21 protein-coding genes are annotated in these 23,685 nt (G+C 68.4%); 14 read left to right on the forward strand and 7 right to left on the reverse strand.

Annotated features, from left to right (window positions below; translation table 11 throughout):
• Positions 1–85: 85 nt before the first annotated feature.
• From BGP17_RS02360 to BGP17_RS02390, 7 genes are all read left to right on the forward strand, one after another.
• Positions 86–1,417: an MFS transporter gene (locus tag BGP17_RS02360; RefSeq protein WP_286710883.1), complete on the forward strand. Its 1,332-nt coding sequence runs from the start codon at positions 86–88 to the stop codon at positions 1,415–1,417.
• Positions 1,418–1,668: 251 nt separating this feature from the next.
• A complete protein-coding gene (locus tag BGP17_RS02365) occupies positions 1,669–2,388 on the forward strand; it encodes a GDSL-type esterase/lipase family protein (protein WP_286710884.1) in 720 nt (239 codons plus the stop codon).
• Complete coding sequence (locus BGP17_RS02370; protein ID WP_286710885.1) at positions 2,385–4,334, forward strand: glycoside hydrolase family 97 protein; 1,950 nt, start codon at positions 2,385–2,387, stop codon at positions 4,332–4,334. The genes BGP17_RS02365 and BGP17_RS02370 overlap by 4 nt, the downstream gene beginning before the upstream one ends.
• Positions 4,335–4,412: 78 nt before the next feature.
• Entirely contained in the window at positions 4,413–4,856 is a 444-nt protein-coding gene (locus tag BGP17_RS02375; protein ID WP_286710886.1) for a cupin domain-containing protein, read from the forward strand.
• Between the two features lie 17 nt (positions 4,857–4,873).
• Positions 4,874–6,019, forward strand: a complete 1,146-nt coding sequence (locus tag BGP17_RS02380; RefSeq protein ID WP_286710887.1) for a Gfo/Idh/MocA family protein — start codon at positions 4,874–4,876, stop codon at positions 6,017–6,019.
• 19 nt (positions 6,020–6,038) lie between these two features.
• A complete protein-coding gene (locus BGP17_RS02385) occupies positions 6,039–7,382 on the forward strand; it encodes a Gfo/Idh/MocA family protein (protein WP_286710888.1) in 1,344 nt (447 codons plus the stop codon).
• Positions 7,383–7,490: 108 nt separating this feature from the next.
• On the forward strand, positions 7,491–8,513 hold the full coding sequence (locus tag BGP17_RS02390) for an oxidoreductase (RefSeq protein ID WP_286710889.1): 1,023 nt from the start codon (positions 7,491–7,493) through the stop codon (positions 8,511–8,513).
• Positions 8,514–8,557: 44 nt separating this feature from the next.
• Here BGP17_RS02390 and BGP17_RS02395 read toward each other — a convergent pair whose 3' ends face one another.
• Positions 8,558–10,777: a beta-glucosidase family protein gene (locus tag BGP17_RS02395; protein WP_286710890.1), complete on the reverse strand. Its 2,220-nt coding sequence runs from the start codon at positions 10,775–10,777 to the stop codon at positions 8,558–8,560.
• A 237-nt stretch (positions 10,778–11,014) separates the two neighbouring features.
• Positions 11,015–13,066, reverse strand: coding sequence for an NAD(+) synthase (locus tag BGP17_RS02400; RefSeq protein ID WP_286710891.1), 2,052 nt, complete (start codon positions 13,064–13,066; stop codon positions 11,015–11,017).
• A gap of 97 nt (positions 13,067–13,163) precedes the next feature.
• On the opposite strand from BGP17_RS02400, the gene BGP17_RS02405 reads away from it, so the two are divergent.
• Positions 13,164–14,675, forward strand: coding sequence for a hypothetical protein (locus tag BGP17_RS02405; protein ID WP_167299198.1), 1,512 nt, complete (start codon positions 13,164–13,166; stop codon positions 14,673–14,675).
• A gap of 5 nt (positions 14,676–14,680) precedes the next feature.
• On the opposite strand, the gene BGP17_RS02410 is transcribed toward BGP17_RS02405, so the two are convergent.
• Entirely contained in the window at positions 14,681–15,394 is a 714-nt protein-coding gene (locus BGP17_RS02410; RefSeq protein WP_086130001.1) for a murein L,D-transpeptidase catalytic domain family protein, read from the reverse strand.
• A 261-nt stretch (positions 15,395–15,655) separates the two neighbouring features.
• On the opposite strand from BGP17_RS02410, the gene BGP17_RS02415 reads away from it, so the two are divergent.
• The 5 genes from BGP17_RS02415 to mtnA all read left to right on the forward strand — a co-directional run bounded on the left by BGP17_RS02415 (position 15,656) and on the right by mtnA (position 19,372).
• On the forward strand, positions 15,656–16,372 hold the full coding sequence (locus BGP17_RS02415) for a L,D-transpeptidase family protein (RefSeq protein WP_286710892.1): 717 nt from the start codon (positions 15,656–15,658) through the stop codon (positions 16,370–16,372).
• A gap of 44 nt (positions 16,373–16,416) precedes the next feature.
• Positions 16,417–17,034, forward strand: coding sequence for a methylthioribulose 1-phosphate dehydratase (locus tag BGP17_RS02420; RefSeq protein WP_286710893.1), 618 nt, complete (start codon positions 16,417–16,419; stop codon positions 17,032–17,034).
• Entirely contained in the window at positions 17,031–17,573 is a 543-nt protein-coding gene (locus BGP17_RS02425) for a 1,2-dihydroxy-3-keto-5-methylthiopentene dioxygenase (RefSeq protein WP_167299195.1), read from the forward strand. Before BGP17_RS02420 ends, BGP17_RS02425 begins: the two co-directional genes overlap by 4 nt.
• A 117-nt stretch (positions 17,574–17,690) precedes the next feature.
• Positions 17,691–18,329, forward strand: a complete 639-nt coding sequence (mtnC, locus tag BGP17_RS02430; RefSeq protein ID WP_167299194.1) for an acireductone synthase — start codon at positions 17,691–17,693, stop codon at positions 18,327–18,329.
• A complete protein-coding gene (mtnA, locus tag BGP17_RS02435; RefSeq protein WP_167299193.1) occupies positions 18,326–19,372 on the forward strand; it encodes an S-methyl-5-thioribose-1-phosphate isomerase in 1,047 nt (348 codons plus the stop codon). Before mtnC ends, mtnA begins: the two co-directional genes overlap by 4 nt.
• Before the next feature lie 67 nt (positions 19,373–19,439).
• Here mtnA and BGP17_RS02440 read toward each other — a convergent pair whose 3' ends face one another.
• Together BGP17_RS02440 and BGP17_RS02445 are read right to left on the reverse strand one after the other, a co-directional pair.
• On the reverse strand, positions 19,440–20,132 hold the full coding sequence (locus BGP17_RS02440) for a hypothetical protein (RefSeq protein WP_167299192.1): 693 nt from the start codon (positions 20,130–20,132) through the stop codon (positions 19,440–19,442).
• Positions 20,133–20,362: 230 nt separating this feature from the next.
• Positions 20,363–21,523 (reverse strand): aminotransferase, encoded by a 1,161-nt coding sequence (locus tag BGP17_RS02445; RefSeq protein ID WP_286710894.1) that lies wholly within the window; start codon positions 21,521–21,523, stop codon positions 20,363–20,365.
• An 85-nt stretch (positions 21,524–21,608) separates the two neighbouring features.
• On the opposite strand from BGP17_RS02445, the gene BGP17_RS02450 reads away from it, so the two are divergent.
• Entirely contained in the window at positions 21,609–21,839 is a 231-nt protein-coding gene (locus tag BGP17_RS02450) for a hypothetical protein (protein ID WP_286710895.1), read from the forward strand.
• Between the two features lie 245 nt (positions 21,840–22,084).
• On the opposite strand, the gene BGP17_RS02455 is transcribed toward BGP17_RS02450, so the two are convergent.
• Both BGP17_RS02455 and BGP17_RS02460 read right to left on the reverse strand, forming a co-directional pair.
• A complete protein-coding gene (locus BGP17_RS02455; protein WP_286710896.1) occupies positions 22,085–22,579 on the reverse strand; it encodes a hypothetical protein in 495 nt (164 codons plus the stop codon).
• A gap of 75 nt (positions 22,580–22,654) precedes the next feature.
• Entirely contained in the window at positions 22,655–23,563 is a 909-nt protein-coding gene (locus BGP17_RS02460) for an NPP1 family protein (RefSeq protein WP_167299189.1), read from the reverse strand.
• Positions 23,564–23,685 lie beyond the last annotated feature (122 nt).

The raw sequence follows: 23,685 nt of genomic DNA on the forward strand, positions 1-23,685 counted from the left end.
TTGACATTGGCAACGTTGTCGGACCAGTTTCCGATAAACGCCCGCCAGGGGAAGAAGCGGGCGACGTCCGCAGGGGAGAGATATCTTGGCATCCGCACGTTCCACGCAGACGACGCTGGCCTTCGCCGCCGTCACCACGCTTTTCTTCGCCTGGGGCTTCATCACCTCGCTGGTCGACCCGCTGGTGGCCGCGGTGAAGGGCATCTTCACGCTGACGGATTTCCAGGCCCAGGCGAGCGCATTCGCGTTCTTCTTCGCCTATTGCGTCGTCTCGTTCCCGGCGGCGGCGCTGGTCGGGCGGCTGAAGGCAGTGCCTTCGATCCTGGCCGCGCTCTGCACCATGATCGCGGGCTGCCTGATCATGCTCGCGGCAGCGAATGTGGCGAACTACTGGCTGGTGCTGCTCGGCCTGTTCGTCCTGGCGAGCGGCATCACCATCCTGCAGGTGGCGGCCAACCCGCTCGCCGCAGCGCTGGGCGATCCCAGGGGCAGCCATTTCCGCCTCGTGCTCAGCCAGACCTTCAACTCGGTCGGCACCTTTCTCGGCCCGCTGCTCGGCGCGCACCTGTTCCTGAAGGGCGTCGAGGTGAAGGAGGGCACGGCGATCACGCCGGAAATCCGCGCGCAGGCGCTGGCCGGCATCGATTCCGCCTATTTCTGGATCTGCGGCCTGATCGCCGCGCTCGCGGTGTTCTTCTGGCTCAGCCGCCGTGTCGTCACCGAAGCCGCGCCGCCGCCGGCATCGACTGCGGGGCTGCTCTCGGCCTTCTCGTCCAAATGGGCGCTGCTCGGCGGGCTTGCGATCTTCCTCTATGTCGGGGCCGAGGTGTCGATCGGCACGCAGATGGCGCTGTTCCTCAATTCGGATGCGATCTGGGGCCATTCGGATGCCGCCTTCGGCGTGCCGCTGCTCGGCTATGCGATGGGCAGCGACGGCATCCCGGGCGTCTCGCTCCAGGAAGCCGGCAAGGCCGTCGCCTTCTATTGGGGCGGCGCGATGGTCGGCCGCCTCGTCGGCTCGCTCCTGCTCACCAGGGTCAAGGCGCACCGACTGCTCGCGCTGTTCACCGCCATCGCCGCCGCCATGTGCCTCTACGTCTTCGCGGTCGGCGGCGTCACCGCCGGCTTCGTCGCGCTCAGCATCGGCCTGTTCAACTCGATCATGTTCCCCGTCATCTTCACTCTCACGCTCGAACGCTCCACCGCCAGCGCCGAATCGACCTCGGGCCTCCTCTGCACCGCCATCGTCGGCGGCGCCGTCCTCCCCCTGCTCGTCGGCCTCGTCTCGGGCGCGCATGGCTATGGCTTCGCGCTGATCCTGCCCGCGGGCTGCTATGTCGCGCTGTGCGCGTTCGCGCTCGCCGCCGGCCGCGCCCCCGTGGTCCGGGCCGAGGGCGAGACTGCGTCCGTGCACTGAGAAGGCCGTTCGCTTGCCGCCGGACTCGGGGGAGGATCCCCCTCCGGCGGCAAGGAACGAACTGGTGCGCGTAACGCCGTCCAACGCGGTCCCGTCATCCGCGCACAATGCCGGGCCAACCCCCTAAACGGCCCTGTCTGCGGGAACTTGCGGGCTCTTGTTCTGAAAACCTGTCCCGTTCCGGGGCGCTTCCGCCGGGGCCGGCCGGGCGCTAGTGTCGGCGCCGTCCGTACGATGCTGGAGGCGCCGTGATGTCGATGGTCCGTCGTGGGTTCCTTGCCGGGACCTTGCTCATTCCTGCCGCCTGTGCCGCCAAGATGCAGGAGAGCGGGGACGAGAAGCGCCAGCGCCAGTTGAAGGAGGACTGGCCCTGGCTCGGCCATTATGCCGCCGACAACGAAAAGCTGATCGCCTCGGGCCGAAAGGTCGACATCGTCTTCATGGGCGATTCGATCACCCAGATCTGGGCCGACAGCCGGCCCGGCTTCTTCACCCCCGGGCGCATCGGCCGCGGCATCGGCGGGCAGACCACGCCGCAGATGGTGCTCCGCATGATGGCCGACGTGATCCGGCTGCGCCCGCGCCTCGTCCACATCATGGCGGGCACCAACGACGTTGCCGGCAACACCGGCAAGATCACGGTCCAGCAGAGCTGCGACAATCTCCAGGCGATGACCGAGCTCGCCCAGGCGCACGGCATCGCGGTGCTGCTCGGCGCGGTGCCGCCGGCGGATCGTTTCCCCTGGCGGCCGGGGGTGAACCCGGTCGAGCCGATCCGGCTGACCAACCTCTTCCTGCAGAACTATGCCCGCCGCGCCCGCGCGACCTTCATCGACTATACCGGCGTGCTGGCCACCGAAACGGGCGCGATGAAGCCCGGCATGGCCTTTGACGGCGTTCATCCGACCGCGCAGGGCTTTGCCGCGATGGAGAGCGTGCTCGCCCCGGTGCTGAAGGCGCACAAGGCGTGAGGGCGTTCCTTGCGGCGCTGGCGCTGCTCGTCGCGGCGCCTGCCGGCGCGCAGGTCCTCACCGCGGTGTCGCCCGACGGCAGCAACCGCATCTCGCTCCAGCTGAACGGTTCGGGCACGCCGGTCTATGCGGTGTCGCGCGGCGGCGGCCTGGTGCTCGCGCCGTCGCCGATCCTGCTCGACCTCGATGCCGATACGCTCGGCTATGGCCTGGCGATCACCGGGTCGGAGACCGCCAGCGCCGACGCCCGCTATCCGATCGTCGCCGGCAATGCCGCCGAAGGGCGCGACCATTACAACCAGCTCACCGTGCATTTCCAGGAGAAGGGCGGGGCGAAGCGCCGGATGGACGTGGTGCTGCGCGCCTATGACGACGGCGTCGCCTTTCGCACCGTGGTGCCCGTCCAGCCGCAGACAGCGGCCGCGATCGTCCGCTACGAGCGCACCGGCTTCTATTTCCCGCCGACCTACAAATGCTGGGGCTTCAACGTCGGCAAGTTCGGCTCCAGCCACGAAGGGGAGTTCGACCCCGTCGACGTGCCGCGCCTGCGCGATCACAACCTCTTCAGCCTGCCCTTCGCCTGCGAGACCGGCAAGGCCGCCTTCGCGCTGACCGAGGCGGACCTGCTCGACTTTGCCGGCATGTACCTCACCGGGCGCGGTGACGGCGGGCCCGGGCTGCAGGTCAAGCTCTCGCCCTCGCTCGACGATTATCGCATCGCCGTGCACACGCGGATCGGCAGCCCGATCGTCACGCCGTGGCGCGTGGTTATGCTGGCGGACCAGCTGGGCAAGCTCAACGAGTCGACGCTGGTCCTCGACCTCTCCAGTCCGAGCCGGATCGAGGATACGGGCTGGATACGGCCCGGCCTGACGAGCTGGGACTGGTGGAGCGGCCCCGTGATCGCGGCGCTCCCCGGCCAGCGCAGCACCACCGCGGTCGCCAAGGCGCTGATCGACTTCGCCGCCGACAATGGCCTGCCCTATACGATGATCGACGAGGGCTGGTATGCGGGGGCCGGCGGGGGCGGGGTGCGCCGGCCGGGCGTCGACATCACCAAATGGACCGACGCGCTCAACCTGCGCGAAGTGGTCGACTATGCCAGATCGAAGAAGGTCCGCCTCTGGCTCTGGATGCACTGGCAGGCGCTGGACGAGCAGCAGGAAGACGCGCTCGCCGAATATGAGAAGCTCGGCATCGCCGGGATCAAGGTCGATTTCATGGACCGTGACGACCAGTGGATGGTCAATTGGTATGCGCGCACGCTGGCGGCGGCCGCGCGCCATCACATCATGGTCGACTTCCACGGCGCCTATCCGCCGCGCGGGCTCGCGCGCACCTGGCCCAATTTCATGACGCAGGAAGGCGTGATGGGCGCCGAGTACAATAAATGGTCGCGCCGGGTGACGTCGCGCCACAACGTCATGCTCGCCTTCACCCGCGGCCTGATCGGCCCGATGGACTATACGCCGGGCGGCTTCCGCAACGTGACGCCCGAGGCCTTCCGCATCCGCGGCGACCTGCCCTTCGTCCAGACGACGCGCGCGCATGGCCTGGCGCTGTACGTCGCCTTTCTGTCGCCGGTCGCCGCGGTGTCCGACAGTCCGGACACCTATGCCGCCAGCCCCGCCGGCTTCGATTTCATCAAGGCGGTGCCGACGAGCTGGGACGAGACGCGCTACCTGGCCGGGGAGACGGGGGAATATATCGTCCTTGCCCGCCGCAAGGGCGCGAGCTGGTTCCTCGGCGCGCTGAACAGCGAGACCGCGCGCAAGATCACCGTGCTGCTCGATTTCCTCGGCCGGCGGGGTGCGACGATGCGATTGTGGGCCGACGGCGACAAGCCCGACGCCCCGGTCCTCACTGAGAGGCGGGTGGTGGAGGGAGAGGCGCTGACGCTCGATCTCGCCGCGCATGGCGGCGCCGCCGCGATATTCGAAAAATAGGGTTCAAAACTCGGACAATTGCAGATAACACCCTCCCGTCCGACGCGGCGAGCGATCGCGCGGGCGAGGAGAGTGGCGATGCGAATCACGCAAAGGGATCTGGCCGTCGCGGCGGTCGCGGTGCTGCTCGGCTGGGGCGCCAGCGCCCTGGCGCAGCGGCAGGATGTGCTCGGGCCGGCGGTGTGGAACTGGGACCGGCTGGCCGTGCGGAAGACCGATGTCGGCGCGCTGCGCACTCTCGTCCGCCAGCCCACCGCGACGCTGGCCGAGCTCGAGATGCACGTCACCACGCTCAACCCGGGCCTGTCCTCGCACCCGCCGCACCAGCATCCGAACGAGGAACTCGTGATCATCGACAAGGGGACGGTCGAAGCGCTCTCGGGTGGCAAATGGGAGCGGCTCGGGCCCGGCTCGGTGATCTTCAATGCGTCGAATGCGCCACATGCGTTGCGCAATGTGGGCGGGATCCCGGCCACCTATCATGTCATCAACTGGAAGACCGCCGCCACGCCGGCACAGTGACAGGGAGCTTCACCAGAATGGACCGTCGTTCGATCCTCGGCATTGCAGGCATCGCCGCGATGCTGCCGCCCGAAGTTCTCGCCCAGTCGCAGAGCTCGGGCAACGCCCCGTCCGAGAATGCCGCGCCCGTCGGCCCCGAGCCGGGCGTGCGGCACAAGGTCGATTTCGGGGTGATCGGCCTCGATCATGCGCACATCTATTCGATGACCGACGCGATGATCCGCGGCGGCGGCGTGCTCAAGGCGTTCCACGCCACGGACCCGAGGCAGATCGATGCCTTCCGCAAGCGCTACGGCAATGCCGTGAAGCTGGCCCGCAGCGAGGACGAGATCCTCGGCGACAAGACGATCGGGCTGATCGCCGGCGCGCCGATCCCCGATCTCCGCGCGCCCCTCGGCATCCGGGCGATGAAGGCGGGCAAGGACTATCTCGGCGACAAGCCGGCGATCACCAGCCTCGACCAGCTTGCCGAAGTCCGCCGTACGATCAAGGAAACCGGCCGCAAGTTCGCGATCATGTATTCCGAACGGCTCGAGGTGCGCGCCGCCGTCCAGGCGGGCGAACTCGTGCGGCAGGGCCGGATCGGCAAGGTGATCCAGACCGTCAACCTCGCGCCGCACCGCATTGGCTCGGGTCGTCCGGACTGGTTCTGGGACAAGGCGCGCTATGGCGGCATCCTCACCGATATCGGCAGCCACCAGGCCGATCAGTTCCTGTTCTATACGGGCTCGAAGACCGCGCATGTCGTCGCCGCGCAGACCGGCAACGTGAAGTGGCCGGGCAAGCCGGACTTCGAGGATTTCGGCGACATGATGCTCACCGGCGACGGCGGCACCGGCTATGTCCGGGTCGACTGGTTCACGCCCGACGGGCTGCCGACCTGGGGCGATGGCCGGCTCTTCATCCTCGGCACCGAGGGCTATATCGAGCTGCGCAAATATGTCGACATCGCCGGCCGGCCCGGCGGCAACCATCTGCTGATCTGCGACAGGCAGGGCGTGCAGTACATGGATTGCTCCAAGGTCCATCTCCCCTTCGGCCCGCAGTTCATCGCCGATGTCGTCGAGCGCAGCAGCGTCGCACAGGATCAGGACCAGGCGCTGCTCGCGGCCGAACTGGTGCTCACCGCGCAGAAGAACGCCACGCGGCCGGTTTCGGCCTGAACCAGGGAAGGAGAGGGGCATGCGGCTTTCCAGACGCCAGACGCTCGGGGCCATCGCGGCGCCGATGATCGTGCCGTCCAGCGTGTTCGGCCGGAACGCGCCGTCGAACCGGGTGACGATCGGCGCGATCGGCGTCGGCCGGATCAGCAGGGTCCACGACATGAAGGAGATCCACAAGCACGCCGATGCCCAGATCGTCGCGGTGTGCGATGTCGATACCAAGCGGCTCGGCGCCGGCATGCAGCTGGTCGACGATCGCTATGCCGCAAGCACCGGCAAACCCTATTCGGGCACGCGCGGCCATTCCGATTATCGCGAACTGCTTGCCGCGAAGGACATCGACGCGGTGCTGATCTCCACGCCCGATCACCAGCACGCCCCGCTTGCCGTGCATGCGGTGCGGGCGGGCAAGCACGTCTATCTCCAGAAGCCCGCCTCGCTCACCATCGCCGAGGGGCGGCGGATGGCGGACGAGGTCAAGCAATCCGGCAGGATCCTCCAGATCGGGTCGCAGCAGCGTGGACAGGACCCCTGGCCGCAATTCCACCGCGCCTGCGAGCTGGTCCGCAACGGCCGGATCGGCAGGCTGAAGCATGTGGAGATCGGCCTGCCCGGCGATCCCTCCGGACCGGAAGCGCCGCGGATGCCGATTCCGTCCAACCTCGATTACGACGCCTGGCTGGGGACCACGCCCGAAGTCTATTATACCGAGACCCGCGTCCACCCGCAGAACAGCTTCGAGGATCGGCCCGGCTGGCTCCGCATGGAGCAGTTCGGCGCCGGCATGATCACCGGCTGGGGCGCCCATCACGTCGACATCGCCCATTGGGGCATGGACATGGAGCATAGCGGCCCGGTCGAGATCTGGGGCAGTGCCGAATTCCCCAAGTCCGGGCTATGGAACGTGCACGGCCCGTTCGAGACGCATGCCCGCTATGCCAATGGCGTGACGATGACGATCTCGGGCGCGCTGCCCAATGGCGTGAAGTTCATCGGCGACAAGGGCTGGGTCTTCGTCCAGCGCACGGGCGCCGTCTCCTCCTCCGATCCCTCCAAGCCTGCCGACGTGCCGCTGACCGCGAGCGATCCGGGAATCCTCGACAGCGTGATCGGCCCGAACGAGGTCCGGCTCTACAAGGCGCCCGAGCAACATCGGAACTGGCTGGACGCGATCCTGAAGGGCGTGCCGGTCAGCGCGCCCGCCGAGATCGGCCACCGTGCCTGCTCGACCTGCCTGCTCCATCACATCGCGATGAAGACCGGGCGGCGGCTCAAATGGGATCCCGTGTCGGAGCGGTTCATCGGCGACGATGCGGCCAATGCGATGCTCAACCGGCCGCAGCGGGCGAAATACGCGATCTGAAGAGGTCCCCTCCGTGATCCCGGCTGACGGCCGGGGTCACGCTTTTTCTTCCCGCGGCCGCCTGCCTGGCCCTAAGGGGCGGTGGCAGCAGGATAGAGGGAGCGTCGCATGATCCGCACCGGAGTGATTGGCTATGGCCTGGGCGGCATGGCCTTCCATGCGCCCCTGGTGGCCGCCGTGCCGGCGCTGGAACTCGCCGCCATCGCCACTTCGCGCGCCGACCTGGTGCATGAGCGCCATCCCGACGTGCCCGTCACCACGCCGGAGGCGCTGCTTGCCGATCCCGACATCCGGCTGGTCGTGATCACCACGCCCAACGACACCCACGCCCCGCTTGCGCGCCGGGCGCTGGAGGCCGGCAAGCATGTCGTGATCGACAAGCCCTTCGCGACCAGCCTTGCCGACGGCGAAGCGCTGGTCGCGCTCGCCAAGGCGAAGGGCCTGCTGGTCAGCGCCTTCCACAATCGCCGCTGGGACGGCGATTTCCGCACCGTCCGCAAGCTGCTGGACAGCGGCGTGCTGGGCGAGGTGATGCTGGCCGAGCTGCGTTGGGACCGGTTCCGCCCCGCGCTTGCCCAGGCCTGGAAGGAAGATCCCGGAGCGGGGGCCGGCATCCTCGCCGATCTCGGTCCGCATCTGATCGACCAGGCGCTTCAGCTCTTCGGCGTACCGGAGGCGCTCCAGGCCGATCTCGCGGTCCAGCGCCAGGGCGGACGCACCGACGATTATTTCGAGATCACCCTGTTCCATGGCCCGCGCCGGGTGACGCTTTCGGCCGGCCGCCTGTTCGTCACGCCGCGTCCGCGCTTCTGGCTGCACGGCACCCGGGCCGATTTCGCCAAGCACGGCCTCGATCCGCAGGAGGCGCGGGTGAAGGATGGCGCCCGCTACACCGATCCCGCCATGGGCGACGAGGAGCCGCAATTCCACGGCACCCTCACGCGCGCCGATGGCGGCAGCGAGATCGTGCCGACCGAAACCGGCGACTATCGCGGCTATTATGCCGGCATCGCCAGGGCGATCACCGAGGGAGCGCCCGTGCCGGTCAGCGGCGAGGACGCGGTGCTGGGGCTGCGGATCATGGAGATGGCGCGGGAAAGCGCGCGGGAAGGGCGGCGATTGACCCTTTGACCGCGGTCGCGCACCGCAGCCGTCATCCAGGCGACGATTATGGCCTAGGGTCGCCACCCCACCGCGATCGTTCGCGCCTCGAGCGTCACCGGCACCGTCGCGACGATATCCTTGGCCGAGGTGGCCAGCATCACTTGCACCGTCCCGCCCGCGATCTTCCAGCCATTGCCCGCCGCGTCCCATGTCGCGAGCAGGCGCGGATCGATCTTGAGCGAAACCTGCTTCGCTTCGCCCGGCGCCAGCGCGATCTTGTCGAAGGCGCCCAGCCGCTTCGGGGCCTCCCAGCCGGCGCCGGCGACATAGAGCTGCGGCACGGCCTTGCCCTTCACCTTGCCGGTGTTGCGCACGGTGAAGCTGGCCGAGACCGTTCCGCCATCGGCGCGCGCGCGCAGCCCCGAATAGGCGAACGTGGTGTAGCTGAGCCCGTGCCCGAAGGCGAAGGCGGGCGTCAGCCCCTTGGCGTCATACCATTTATAGCCCACCGTCGCGCCTTCGCCATAGGTCGTGTCGCCCTTGTTGGGCGCGGCGGGCTTGGCCAGCTGGTCGAGGCTCGCCGGGAAGCTGACCGGCAGATGGCCTGAAGGATTTTCCTTGCCGAACAGCAGGTTGGCGATCGCGTTGCCGCCCTGGGTGCCCGGATACCACGCGGCGAGGATGGCGGCGACCTGGTCGCGCCATGGTGTCAGCACCGGTCCGCCGGTCTCGAGCACCACCACCGTTCGCGGATTGGCCTTGGCCACGGCCGCGATCAGCTTGTCCTGGCCGTCCTCGAGCGTGAGCGACACGTCGAACGCCTCGCCCGCCCATTGCGTGGCGAAGACGATCGCGACATCCGCATCCCGGGCGAGCTTCGCAGCGCTGCCGGCATTGCCGCCATCGGCGAACAGGATCTCGGCATTGGGCGCCTGCGCCCTGATCGCCGCGAGCGGCGCATCGGGATAGTACATCACCGGCCCCGGCCAGGTCGCCGGCTTCAGGCCGGGCACGGCATTGCCGCCCACCGGATAGACCAGCGACGAGCCGCTGCCCGCCAGCACGCCCCTATCGGCGCGCCCGCCGATCACGACGATCTTCCTTGCCGTGGGCGAGAGCGGCAGGATCGCGCCCCGGTTCTTGAGCAGGACCGCGCCGCCCTCGGCATCCCGGCGAGTCGCTTCGGCATGGGTGGCGAGCATCGCGGGGGCCAGGTCCATCGGCGCCTCGGCGATCGGCCTTTCGAACAGCCCGTTGGCGAACATCGCATGCAGGATCGCGCCCGCCATCGCATCGAGCCGCGCGGCCGAAACCTCGCCCTTCGCCACCGCCGCCTTCAGCGGCGCGCCGAAATAGGGCTCCTTGTCGAACGGGAAGCCCGAATCCTGGTCGAGCCCGGCATTCGCGGCCGGCGCGGTGGAGTGCGTCGCCCCCCAGTCCGACATCACATAGCCCTTATAGCCCCAGTCGCGGCGCAGCACGTCAGTCAGCAGCCAGGGGTGTTCGCAGGCATGGATGCCGTTCACTCGGTTGTATGCGCACATCACCGAACCCGGATCGCCCTTCTCGATCGCGATCTGGAAGGCGAGCAGGTCGCTGGTCCGCGCCGCGCCCTGGTCGATGATCGAGTTGCCGGTGTCGCGATCGGTTTCCTGATCGTTCACCGCATAGTGTTTCACGGTGGAGATGATGTGGTTGGACTGGATGCCGGCGATCTGCGCGCCCACCATCGTGCCGGCGAGCAACGGGTCCTCGCCGCCATATTCGAAGTTCCGGCCGTTGCGGGGTTCGCGCATCAGGTTGACGCCGCCGGCGAGCATCACGTTGAAGCCCGACGCGCGCGCCTCCGCACCGATCATCGCGCCGCCGGCATGGGCGAGGTCGACGTCCCAGCTCGCGGCGGTGGCGAGGCCCGAGGGCAGGGCGGTCCGTCCGCGCTTTCGCGCCGCGCCGCCCTGGGTGGCCACGCCGATGCCGGCATCGGTCTGCCACTGGGCGGGGATGCCCAGCCGGGGAATGCCCGGCACATAGCCGGCCGAGCCCTGCCGCGCTTCCGCGGGGGCCTTGTAGCCGTTCTTCGGCGCGAAATCGGTGCCGAAATAGCCGAAGACCAGCGTCAGCTTCTCGTCCTCGCTCATCTGTGCGAGCACTGCCTTCACCCGCGCATCGGGAGCGAGGCCGGCATCCATCCAGGGCCGGGGCTGGTCCTGTGCGGCGGCGGGGGCCGCGGCCGCGAGAGCGATGCCCAGTGCGATCAACGGCGCCGTGAAGGCGTGACGGCGGACGTGCATGATTCCCTCTCTCGCTATTTTTTGTCAGCGTTGTCGGGAAGGATATACAGGTCAAGCGCTGGTAACGCTATCGCCCGGATGGCTATGGCCTTTCCGGACGAGGCGAAGGTGACCATGACACGGAAACCCAGGCCGAGGACTCATTCAGCGAACCCCGTCATCCCCGCGCAGGCGGGGATGACGAAAGAGAGCGCGGGGATGACGGAGGAAAATCAGATACTTGTTTGAGTCCTCGACCTAGGGAAGATTCGCCTTCAGCTCGTCGATCCAGGGCCGCGCCACCCCGTCCGAGGGCGCGCGCCAGTCGCCGCGCGGGCTTACGGCGCCGCCGGCCGAGACCTTGGGCCCGTTGGGCAGCGCCGATCGCTTGAACTGACTGGTCTGGAAGAAGCGGAACAGGAACTCCTCCAGCCATTTCGCGATCGTCGCCAGGTCATAATGGTGCCGTGCATCCTCGGGAAAGCCGATCGGCCATTGCCCCGTCGCGGCATCCTTCCAGGCGTGCCAGGCGAGGAAGGCGATCTTGGAGGGGCGCAGGCCGTACCGGATCGTGTAGTGGAGGAAGAAATCGTGCAGCTCGTACGGGCCGATCCGTTCCTGCGTGCTCTGCATCTTGCCATCCGCATCGGCGGGGACCAGCTCGGGGGAAATCTCGGTATCGAGGATGCTGGTCAGCACGCGTGCCGCCGCGCCGGCGAACTGGCCGGTCTGCACCGTCCAGCGGATGAGATACTGGATCAGCGTCTTGGGCACGCCGGCATTGACGCCGTAATGGCTCATATGGTCGCCCACGCCATAGGTGCACCAGCCCAGCGCCAGCTCGCTGAGGTCGCCGGTGCCGAGCACGAAGCCGTGGCGCTGGTTGGCCAGGCGGAACAGATAGTCGGTGCGCAGGCCCGCCTGGACGTTCTCGAACGTCACGTCATAGACGGGCTCGCCGCTGGCAAAGGGATGGCCGATGCCCTCGAGCATCGTCCGCGCCGCCGGGCGGATGTCGATCTCCGCGCCGGTCACGCCCAGCGCGTCCATCAGCGCCCAGGCATTGGCCCTGGTCCCCTCGCTGGTCGCGAAGCCCGGCATGGTGAAGCCGAGAATGTCGGTGCGCGGACGGCCGAGCCGATCCATCGCCTTGGCCGCGACGATCAGCGCGTGCGTGGAATCGAGCCCGCCCGAGACCCCGATGACGATGTGCTTCGCGCCGGTGGCTTCCAGCCGCTTGCGCAGCCCCTCCACCTGGATGTTGAACGCCTCGTAGCAATCTTCCTCCAGCCGGGAGGGGGTGTTGGGGACGAAGGGGAAGCGGCGCAGCTTACGGAGCAGTCCCCTGTCGGCATGGTCCGGCCGGTGCTGGAAGGTCACCCGGCGGAAGCGCGTCTCCGGATCGCCATTGTCGGCGGCGCAGTCGTTGAACGTGCCCATCCGCATCCGCTCGAGCCGCAGGCGCTCCAGGTCGATATCGGCGCACACCACTTCGGTGGTCAGCTCGAAGCGCTCGGTGGTGGCGATCAGTTCGCCCAGCTCGTGGATCATGCCCTGGCCGTCCCAGGCAAGATCGGTGGTGCTCTCGCCGGGGCCGGAGGCGGAATAGACATAGGCCGCCACCGCCCGCGCCGACTGGGCCGCGCACAGCATCGCCCGCTCGCGCGCCTTGCCCACCACGATGTTCGAGGCGGAGAGGTTGCACAGCACCAGCGCCCCGGCCAGCGCGCCTTCGGTGGAGGGGGGCAGGGGAGACCAGTAATCCTCGCAGATCTCGACATGGAAGACGAAGTCGGGAAGCTCCTCGGCCGCGAAGATCAGGTCGGTGCCGAAGGGCACTCTCTGCCCGGCCACCACGATCTCCAGCCCCGCCAGGCCGGCCCCGCGCGCGAACCAGCGCTTCTCGTAATATTCGCGATAATTGGGCAGGTAGCTCTTGGGCACCACGCCCAGGATCCGTCCGCGCGCTATGGCGACGGCGCAATTGTAGAGCCGCCCGTTGCGCCGGAGCGCGGCGCCGACCAGCAATACCGGCTTCAGCTCCGCGCTCGCCGCCACGATCGCCGCGATCCCCGCCTCGGTCGCCTCGCAGATGGTGTCCTGCAGGTGCAGGTCGTCGATCGCATAGGAAGTGACGTTGAGTTCGGGATAGACGAGCAGGTCGGCGCCCTGTTCGTCGCCCTGCCGCGCCAGCGCGATCGCTGCCTGCGCGTTGGCGGCGGGATCGCCCACCACTACCGCCGGCGTGCACAGGCCCGCGCGGATCATTCCCTGGCGGTGGATCGAATAAAAGGGGTGGGACTGGCTCATCGTCTCCGTCTTGCAACCGGTTATGTTTCGATCACGCCACACACCTAGTCGCTCGGGCGCGCTTGTGCCAACCCCGCGCAGAAGATACCCGCAGGCCATGCTCCATTGGATCCGCCGCCAGTTCGACGCGCATCCGGTGCGGGCGGTCATGATCGTCTTCGCGGCCTATACGGTCTTCAAGATCAACTTGAAGTTCTTCGCGCCGGAAGGGCCATGGTGGCGCGGCTGGCACGACCAGAAGCAGTATCTGCTGTCGGCCAGGGCCTTTCTGCGCCTCGACCTGAGCCCGGACCAGCATTGGTACCCCTTGCTCTATCCGCTCGCGGGCGCGCCCTTCGCCTGGGCGCCGACGCCCTTCGTGCCGATCAACCTGGCCTGCTATGCGCTTGCCTTCTGGGGCTTCCACCGCGTCTGCGCGCGCCTCGGGGTCGGGAGCTTCGCCGCGGGGCTGCTGTTCCTCGCCGCGACGATCGGCGACCTGCGCATCTCCAAATTCTGGCTCGAGCCCTGGACCACCACCATGTCGGCGGCCCTTATCTGGCTCGCCTTTGCCGAGGCGGCGGACATGATGTCCGGCGCGCGCCGCCGCCCCTGGCTGCTCGGGGCGCTGCTGGCGGGAATCGCGCTGGTTCGGCCGGCGGACGTCGTGGTGGGGGTCGTCATCGGCGGCTTCGCCCTGTGGCGCCCGGTGCTGATGGAGCGGCGCTGGCCGGATCTCGCCCGGGCGACCGGCGGCGCGGCGGCGGCGTTCCTTCCCTATGCGGCGCTCTATCTCGCCATCTATGGCTGGCGCCTCACCGACTATACCCTGCTCTCGGGCGACTATGGCTTCGCCTTCGCCGATCTCGGCTGGAAGGCGAGCATATTGCTGGTCGATCCCGCGCCCTGGTTCCCCGGCGAGACCGGCCTGCTGCGCGAACTGCCCTGGCTGCTCACCGGCGCGGCGGGCCTGATCCTGGGCGTCATGCGCCTGCGGGGCCCGGCGCGCTGGCTCACGCTCTGCATGGCGCTGGCCGCGCTGATCTACACCGCGATGATGCTTGCCTATGTCGATCTGGTGCCCAGCGGCATGTGGCGCTTCTTCAACGCCCATTATTTCAAGTGGCTGTTCCCGATGGCGGCGCTGTTCACCTGGCTGCTCCTCACCTGGCGCGACCTGCGCGGGCTGGTGGTGGTGGCCGCACTGGTGCTGCTCGCCAGCTTCCGCATCGTGCCGCGTCCCGCCATGCCGCAGGAGCCGGCCAAGGCGCTCGCCTTCGCCGCGCCGGCAGCGCCGTGGCAGGACATCTATTTCGCCCGCTCGGCAGTGGTGGATGCGAAGGGTCCCCAGCGCAGCCCGGCCGACTATCACCAGCTATGGATGGGGAACCGCGTGATGGCGATCGCCTTCAAGCGGCGGTTCGAGGGCGAGGCGCTGTGGTACGGCGTCACGCCCGCCAGCGTCGCGACCTGGCCCAGGGGCAGCGGCAAGGCGGAGGTGGTGCTGCCGGGCAGCTGGCCGCAAAGGCCGGTCGCCCGCTATGCGACGAAGCTCGAATTCGGCTATCCCTGCTGGGCGCCGCCATTTCCCTGCGGAACGGGGCCGGGGCCCGCGCTGCCGAGGAATTGAGGCGATCAGACCTTGGCGGAGTAGATCATCCGGCCCGGGCCGAGCCGCTCGAACAGCTTGGCCAGCTCGTTCTCTCCCACCGCGAAGCAGCCCTGGCTGCGGCCGAGCTTGCCGTGCCGGCCGATCATGTCGGTGTTCGCATACCAGGCCGAATGGACCACGATCGCGCGGTCGAGCGCGTTGTTGTTGGTCGGGTCGAGGCCGAGCAGGCGCTGCGAGTCGCCATGCTTGCCGACATAATAGTCGGCGGTCAGGAACGCGCCCTCGCAGGTCGCTTCCGAATTCACTTCGTTCGAGAAGCGCTGGAGCAGCCCGGTATGCTGCGGATCCGAGCCGATGCCGTGCGCGACCAGGAAGCGCTCGACCTGGCCGGTGCCCAGGTTCACCACGAAGAAGCGCGGGCTGTAGGAGGGCGAGGCGAAGTCGGCGATCGCGATCCGGTCGTGCGACGGGATGCGCATCGAATGGCGGTTGAGCGCGGCCAGCGCCTTCTTGAACAGTTCCGGGCGAATGCCGGCGGGCACGCCGGGCACCTTGGCGGCGGCCACTTCGGGCGCCTTGGGAATTTCGGGGATCGGCGCCGGGACCGGCAGCGGCGCCGGTGCCATCGCGGTTCCGATCGTGCGCGAGGCGCAGGCCGAAACCGCCGCGCCGCTCGCCATCACCAGCGCCGTCCTCAACAAGGCGCGACGCGACTGAATCGTATCGAGACTATCCATCACTATCCAAAAAGCCCGCTGCTCGTCCCCAGGGGGAACCTATACCAGACAGATGGTAAGCGCGTTGCTCAACATCTGTCCCAAGTTGCGCGACTCGCCGCATCGTTCGCCCGGTTCGCCGAAGCCTTCCCGAAATCCGGAACGTTGCCAGCGATTTGGCCGTGCGAGTATCGCCGATTCGGCAGCGGCACGAAATTAGGTTAATTTCGTTAAGGAATCGCCCTGAGCCGTCCTGGCTCGTCGGATTCGGAGAGCTGTTCGATGCGTTCCGGCACCTTTGCCGTCCTTTTCCTGGCCTTGGCCGCCATTCTTCCCACCGCTCCCGCCGCCGCGCAGGGGATCGCGTCCGACACGATGCAGGTCGCGCCCGAGGGGCTGCGCAACGGCCAATGGGTCTGGTACGAGCAGCCGCAGATCATCCGCGCGAGCACGAACGACTGGGATCCCGTCTCGATCGTGGTGAGCATTCCGGACCAGCGCGCCTATGTCTATCGCGGCGGCAAGCTGGTGGGGGCGAGCACGGTGTCGACCGGTTCGGACCGGCACGAGACGCCGGCCGGCGCCTTCACCATCCTCCAGAAGAAGGTCTTCCACCGTTCGAACCTCTATTCGAACGCGCCGATGCCCTATATGCAGCGGCTCACCTGGGACGGGATCGCGCTGCATGCCGGCCATCTGCCCGGCTATCCCGCCTCGCATGGCTGCATCCGCTTCCCTGCGGCCTTCGCCAAGCAGCTCTACGCGCTGACGGAGATCGGCGGCGACGTGATGGTGACGGACGAGCCGGTGACGAATCCCGAGCGCTCCGGGCCCTCCACGCCGATCCTGATGGCCGACGCCCGCAACCTGGGCGGCGAGGCGTTCAACATGGTGACCATGCCCGGTATGGCGCCCCGTCCGCAGCCCCAGCCGGCGAGCTGGGTCACGGGCCCGGCCAGCGAGATCGTCCAGCCGCTTCCGCGCCGCGGCTACAAATAAAATCTGTTGCCCTCGGTGCCCGCGGATCGGCTAAGGCCGCGGGCATGACGATGTCCTTCGCAGATGCCGCCGACGCACTGGTCGAGGTTGGCCGCCGGCTCGACGCGCGCGGCTGGGCCCCCGCTACCGCCGGCAACTATTCCGTTCGCCTCGACGACGGCAGCGTCGCCGTCACCGTGTCCGGCTGGCACAAGGGCCGGCTGACGCCCGCGGGGATCATGCGGGTCGACCTGCAGGGGAAGGGGCTCACGCCCGGCAAGCCCTCGGCCGAGACTGCGTTGCACCTCGCCATCTATCGCCTGTTCCCCGACACGGGCGCCGTGCTCCACGGGCATTCGCCCGAGGCCGTGGGGATGAGCCGCGCCGCCGCCGACGCCAGCGAATGGGTGTTCGCCGGCCATGAGATGCTCAAGGTCTTTCCGGGGAACGCCACGCACGAGGCGGAGATCCGCCTGCCGATCGTCGACAACAGCCAGGACATGGCGGTGATCGAGGCTGCGGTGACGCCCGCGCTGCTGGCGCCGGGCGCGGCGCCGGCCTATCTTATCCGCAGCCACGGGCTCTATGCCTGGGGCAAGGACCTGGCCGAGGCCGAGCGCGTGCTCGAGGGCACCGAATGGCTGATCGCCGCCGAGCTGGCCGAAAGGGCATGGAAGCGATGACGCATCTCAGGGTCTTCGACGAAACGGGCGGCGCGCCGCTCACCGAGACGCGCGATCCCGGGGCGATCGCGGCGGCGCTGGCGCCGATCGGCGTCCGCTTCGAGCAATGGCCGTCGCGCCCGCTTGCCGCCGATGCCGGGCAGGAGGAAGTGCTCGAGGCCTTCGCCCCGGAGGTCGAGCGGCTCAAGGCCGAGAAGGGCTATCGGTCCGTCGACGTGATCCGCATGGTGCCCGACCACCCCGAAAGGGGGGCGTTGCGCAGCAAGTTCCTCTCCGAGCATCGCCATTCGGAGGACGAGGTCCGCTTCTTCGTCGAAGGCGAGGGGCTGTTCACCCTGCGCGATGGCGAGAGAATCTATGCCGTGCTCTGCGAGGAAGGCGACCTGATCTCGGTGCCGGCCGGCACCCGCCACTGGTTCGACATGGGGCCGAGCCCGCGCTTCACTGCGATCCGCCTGTTCACCAATGCCGACGGCTGGATCGCCAACTTCACCGGCGACACGATTGCCGATCGTTTCCCGCGGCACGAGCTGGTCTGAGCCAATCCCCGTCGTTCCCGCGCAGGCGGGGATCGAGAATCGTGAAGGACGCCGCCCTGTTACCCCGGATTCCCGCCTGTGCGGGAATGACGAAAGGGGCAGGATGACGAGAGAAGAATGACCCACACCCCGCCCAAAGCCATCCTCCTCGACATCGAAGGCACGACGAGCAGCATCCGCTTCGTCGCCGACGAGCTCTTTCCCTATGCGCGCAGGCATCTGGCGGAATTCGTCGCGAACAATCCCGAAGTCGCCGCGCCGATCCTGGCCCAGGTGCCGGGCGACGATCCCGTCGCCACGCTGCTCGCCTGGATCGACGAGGACCGCAAGGAAACGCCGCTCAAGACGTTGCAGGGCCTGATCTGGGCCCGGGGCTATGCCGATGGCGAGCTCAAGGGACATGTCTATCCCGACACGCCCGAGGCGCTGCGCCGCTGGACGGCCGCCGGCCTCATGGTGAGCATCTATTCCTCCGGCTCGATCGCCGCGCAGAAGCTGATCTTCGGCCATTCGATCGCCGGCGACCTGACGCCGTTCCTCAGCGGCTATTTCGACACGACCACCGGCCCCAAGCGCGACAGCGATTCCTATACCAGGATCGTCGATGCCCTCGATCTCGCGCCCTCCGAGCTGCTCTTCGTCTCGGACATGGCCGCCGAAGTCGATGCCGCGCACGAAGCGGGACTCCAGGCGCTGCTGATCGACCGCGAAGGCGGCCCGGCCGACATCCATTCTCTGGCGGAAGTGCTCCCATGATCCTCGAAGGCCGTCCCACGCGCTCGATCCGCCGCACCGAAGACGGCAAGGGCGTGGTCATCCTCGACCAGCGCAAGCTGCCCTGGGACGTGCAATGGGTCGAGCTGCGCGACGTCGATGCCGCCGCGGTGGCGATCCGCGAGATGTGGACGCGCGGTGCCCCGATGATCGGCGCCACGGCCGCCTATGGCTATGCCATGGCGCTCGCGGCCGATCCGGGCGACGCGAACCTCCAGGCGGCCTACGAGACGCTGTTCGAGACGCGCCCGACCGCGATCAACCTGCGCTGGGCGCTCGATGCGGTCCGCGCGGCGGTCGCCGAGCTGCCGGAGCGCGAGCGCGCCGCGGCGGCGTTCCGGCGCGCCGACGAGATCTGCGACGAGGATGCCGAGCTCTGCCGCGCGATCGGCGAGCATGGCCTGGAGTTGTTCCGCGAACTCCATGCGCGGAATCCCGATCGTCCGCTCAACATCCTCACCCATTGCAACGCCGGCTGGCTCGCCACGGTCGACTATGGCACCGCCACCGCGCCGATCTATCTCGCGCACGATGCCGGCATCCCGGTCCATGTCTGGGTGGACGAGACGCGCCCGCGCAACCAGGGCGCGCTGCTCACCGCGTTCGAGCTGCGCAACCACGGCGTGCCGCATACGGTGATCGCCGACAATGCCGGCGGCCTGCTGATGATGAAGGGGCAGGTGGATGCCGTGGTGGTCGGCACCGATCGCGTCACGCGCAACGGCGACGTCTGCAACAAGATCGGCACCTATCTGAAGGCGCTCGCCGCGCACGACAATGATGTGCCCTTCTATGTCGCCCTGCCCTACACCACGTTCGACCCGGACACCGAAAGCGGTGCCGACATCCCGATCGAGGAGCGCAGCGCCGAGGAACTGACCCGGCTGAGCGGGCCGGGCGCAAGCGGGGAAATCGGAACTGTCCGTGTCACCGACTCCCCCGCCGCCAATCCAGCATTCGATGTGACCCCCGCGCGGCTGGTGACGGGCTACATCACCGAGCGCGGGGTGCTGGACAGGATCTGACCCTGGGCGTGCGCGGTGGCGTGGAGCGCGCGCCTCGCGCTATCGCCGCCGATCGCAGGACTCCGCGTCAGCGCGGCTCGGTCTTTACCGTGGTGGTGGTCGTCGACGTCGTTGCCGGGCGCGACACGGTGGTGCGGGTGGTCCTGCGCACCGGCGCCTTCTTCACCGTCGTCGCCTTGCGCGCTGCCGGCTGGGTGGTGGTGGTCTCGATCGTCGTCGCGACCGACTGGACTGCCGCGGCGCGCACTGCCGCCGCGTCCGCCGCCGCCGATTGCGCCGCCTGGGCGGCCATGTCGGCGCGGGCATTCGCCGCCGCCGCATTGCCCTGGGCTACCGCCGCGGCATTCTGCGCGGCCTCGCGCTGGCTGGCCTCTGCCGCGGCATCCGCCGAAGCCGAGGCTGCGGCAGCCTGGGCGTCGCGTCGCGCGTCGCGCTCGGCGGCCATGCGCGCGTCCTTGTTGTGTTCGGCCTCGGCCAGCGCCTGATCGGCCAGGCCCGAGGCGCGTCGCGCTTCGCTGATCGTCGAATCGCGATGGTCGCGTGCCAGCTGGTCCTTGGCGACGCGCAGCGCCTCCTCGGCCTTGGCCATGGTCTCGCCGGCATAGGTCTGGGCGCCGGCGGTCTGTGCCGCCTCCACCTTGGCGGCGGCTTCGGTCACGGCGGTGCGTGCCCGGTCGATACGGCTCTGGGCGAGCGACGGGGTCGCGACGAGCAGCGCGGTCACTGCCGCGCCGCGCATCAGGAACTTCATGTTACGCATGGTACAACTCCAATCTGTCCCGCGGCCCGGCGAACGTGCCGCAAACGAGACGAGTTGCACGCCACACGGCGAAGCGGGCGCTTCCATAGGCGAACCGCCCCGCGGCCGAGTCGCCGGGCATGGGCAGTCTTCCCTATCACCGGAACGCCGGCTTCGGTCGCGCGGGTCTCTTGCGGAGGGGCGGAAAGGGGGCCGCAGCGTATGTTTCCCGCATATCCGCGTGCGGCCGGTCAGCCGCTCGCCAGCCGGTCCCGGGCCTCGGCGATTCGTGCGATCGCGGCGTCGAGCGTGGCGTCTTCCTTGACGAAGCAGAAGCGCGCCACGCTGGTCACTGGTTGCTCGGCATAGAAGGCAGAGACGGGGATGCAGGCGACGCCGGCCTCGTCGATCAGCCGGTTGGCGAAGGCGACGTCGTCCAGGGCGATGCCCGAGGCGGCGAGGTCGACCGAGAGGAAATAGGTCGCGGCGCTCGGCAGCACGGCGAAGCCGGCGGCGGCGAGCCCGGCGCGCAGCCGGTCGCGGCCATGCTGGAAGCGGTGGCGCGCCTCCTGCACCCAGCCGTCCTGGGTGGCGAGGCCCTCGGCGACTGCCCATTGCAGGTTGGGCGGCGTGGTGAAGGTGAGGAACTGATGCGCCTTGGAAAGCACGCGGGCGATGGCGGGGGCGGCGCACATCCAGCCGACCTTGAAGCCGGTCAGCGCGAAGATCTTGCCGGCCGAGCCGATCTTCACCGTGCGCTCGCGCATGCCGGGGAAGCCGATCAGCGGCAGGTGGCGGGCGCCGTCGAAGGTGACGTGCTCCCACACCTCGTCGCAGATCGCGATCAGGTCGTGCGCGACGCAGAAATCGGCGAGCATCGCCAGCTCGTCCGCGCCGCACATGGTCGCGGCGGGATTGAGCGGGTTGTTGAGGATCAGCACGCGCGTCCTGCCCGATGCCGCGGCTTCGAGCGCCGCCCGGTCGATCTTCCATTCGGGCGGCTGGAGGCGCACGAACTTCGGCACGCCGCCGGCCTGGCGGATCAGGGGCACATAGGCGTCGTAGAGCGGCTGGAAGCAGATCACCTCGTCGCCGGGGGAGACGCAGGCGAAGATCGCGGCGGCCAGCGCCTCGGTCGCGCCCGAGGTGACCACCACTTCCTCTGCCGCCAGGTTCAGCCCCTGGTGGCGAGCATAATGGTCGGCCACGGCATGGCGGAGCTCGGGCAGGCCGAGCATCGGGGGATATTGGTTCGACCGCTCGACCACCGCCTTCGCCGCTGCCTGCAGCACCGCTTCCGGCCCGCGCCCGTCGGTGAAGCCCTGGCCCAGGTTGATCGCCCCGGTCTCGCGCGCGCGGGCGGACATGGCTTCGAAGATCGTGGTGCCCATCCGGGCGTAGAGCGGGTTCATGGGGCCGAGCTTGTGGCGGCTTGCATCTTTGGGTGCAACCGCCGCATTAGCCTGACGTTCAGGCTTGCGCCAATAGAGGAAGACCATGAGCAAGAAGCCGCCACTGCCCGAGGATGCCCCGTCGCCCCATCCGGTCGAGGAGGCGCCGCACGATCACCATGCGGGGAGCGAAGCGCTGCAGGCCGTCAAGGACATCGTCGAGGCCAAGAAGCGCTGGAAGCCCGATGCCAAGCAGATCGGCATGGGCGCCGCCATCGGCATCGGCTCGGCGGCGATCGTCGCCGGCCTGCTCTACTGGCGCGGCGGCAATAAGTAATCTCGGCTGACGGACGGCGAACCGGATTCGTCGCTCGATCTTCGTCCTACGTCGCACCTGCCTCGTCATGCCCGGCGCGCCCGGCCACAGGGCCTGCGTGCCGACGCGACCTGAACCCGACAGTTGCGCCGGCATACATCCCTGTGCCGGTCCGGATCGACGCCCGAGCCGGTGCCTGACGGGCGTCCTGCTTGCCGGGGCGCCCGTTTTGGGCTTGCGCCCGACGGCTCCCGATCGCGGGCGTCCTATCGCGCCTGCTCCTGTCCCTGCGCCGGTGTCACCGATGCGCGGATATGGAAGACATTGAACGCGACCTCGTCCATCCGGACTGGCCCGAGCATCGTATAGCCATCCGCCGCGACTGTCCTGGCAAGGCCGCCGAGCAGCATCTCCTGGCGCTGCTTCAGGAACGCGTCGTCCGTGGGTGGCGGTATCGTGGCGGTCACCGCGCATCCGCCGGCATCGCAGCGAAAGTCTACCTCCGTGAGCAGCGGATAGTCCTGGCGGACATGCGCGATCACCCTGTCGGGCAGGGCAGGGAGGTTCGCCATGGCCACAGGCGCGGCGATCGGGGAGGTGCGCGCTGCGGTTGCCGGCATGTCCACGCGCACCAGGCCTTCGGCGGCGGGCTTGCCCCCGCCGCTCGCGCTCCGCAGCACCAGCCAGGCCCAGCCGGCAACGATCACGGCCGCGCACCCCAGCAGGAGCATCTGCCATGCGACCTTGCGATTTCTTGCCATGTGCACCTCGTCGGCGGAGCCTCGCCAGGGTTCCGCCCCGCGCCGCGGGGGTTTGGCGGCGCGGGGCGAAGTCGGTCAGCAGAGGGTGGAGCCGGCCGGGCAACCCGGCGAGTTCGGGCCCGAATCCAGGTTGGGGTTGAATCCCGGCGTGATGCTGGTGTTCACCGTGGCGGCGAGCACGCCCGAGAAGCGGGCATCCTTGTTGTCGAAATTGCCGCTGCCGAAATTATAGTTGGAGATCGCGTTGCGAACGCTGGCCGAGGGATAGCCGTTCCAGCTGATCAGCGGCTGGATCAGCCACTGGCCGGTGCCGTTCTCGGGCGGCTCGTCGCCATTGTCGGTCTTCGAGAAGCGCCACAGGTGCGAGAAGCCCCAGGTCTCGTAGTGATAGACCATCTTGACGTGCTGGCCGGTCGAATCGCTCTGGAAGCGCAACTGGCCGCCGCTGGTGGCGCGGGTTTCCCAGCCGCCATGATCGCCGCGCGTGACGCCGACCACGGTGCTGCTGGTGCCCTGGTCGGTCGTCCAGACGATGACCGATTCCCAGTCATAGGCGTGCGAGAAGTCCGACTGCCAGAAATAGCTGTAGACGCGCGCGCAATAGCCGTTGTTGCAGCGGGCGCGCACATAGACGTTGCTGGTCGTCCGGTAGCTGGGGTTGCGGCACGACGCCGGCGGCCGGGTGGCATAGGTCGACGCACCCGCGCTGATCGCGCCCGCCGCGTTGACTGCCGGCACGTTGAAGCAGACATCGGTGTCGAAATCGATCGCCGGCTGGAACCGCTTGTCGAGCGCGGTGGCCAGTTCCGGCAGCGGCGCGACCGGGGCGGGCCAGCCCTGCGCCTGTGCGGGCTTTGGCTGCAGCATCATGAGCGCTCCGAACGCCGCGATGGCCAGGGAGCGAACGGGCAGCGTGCCGAAACCGATGCGCGCACCTGGCTTGTCTTCATGCGATCCGTTCAGCGTCTGAAGTTGGTTTTCCATACAATCTCCCGTTGTACAGTCTGGTTTGTACTGCGCATCGCAATAACGCCTCCGCAATTTGAAGATTGCGAAATTAATTCCTCTTATTAATGCGATTCGCATGGAGAATTATTTGATTCTTT

The organism is Sphingomonas sp. 67-41, assembly GCF_001899725.1.
In the GTDB taxonomy this organism is placed as follows: Bacteria; Pseudomonadota; Alphaproteobacteria; order Sphingomonadales; family Sphingomonadaceae; genus Sphingomonas; species Sphingomonas leidyi.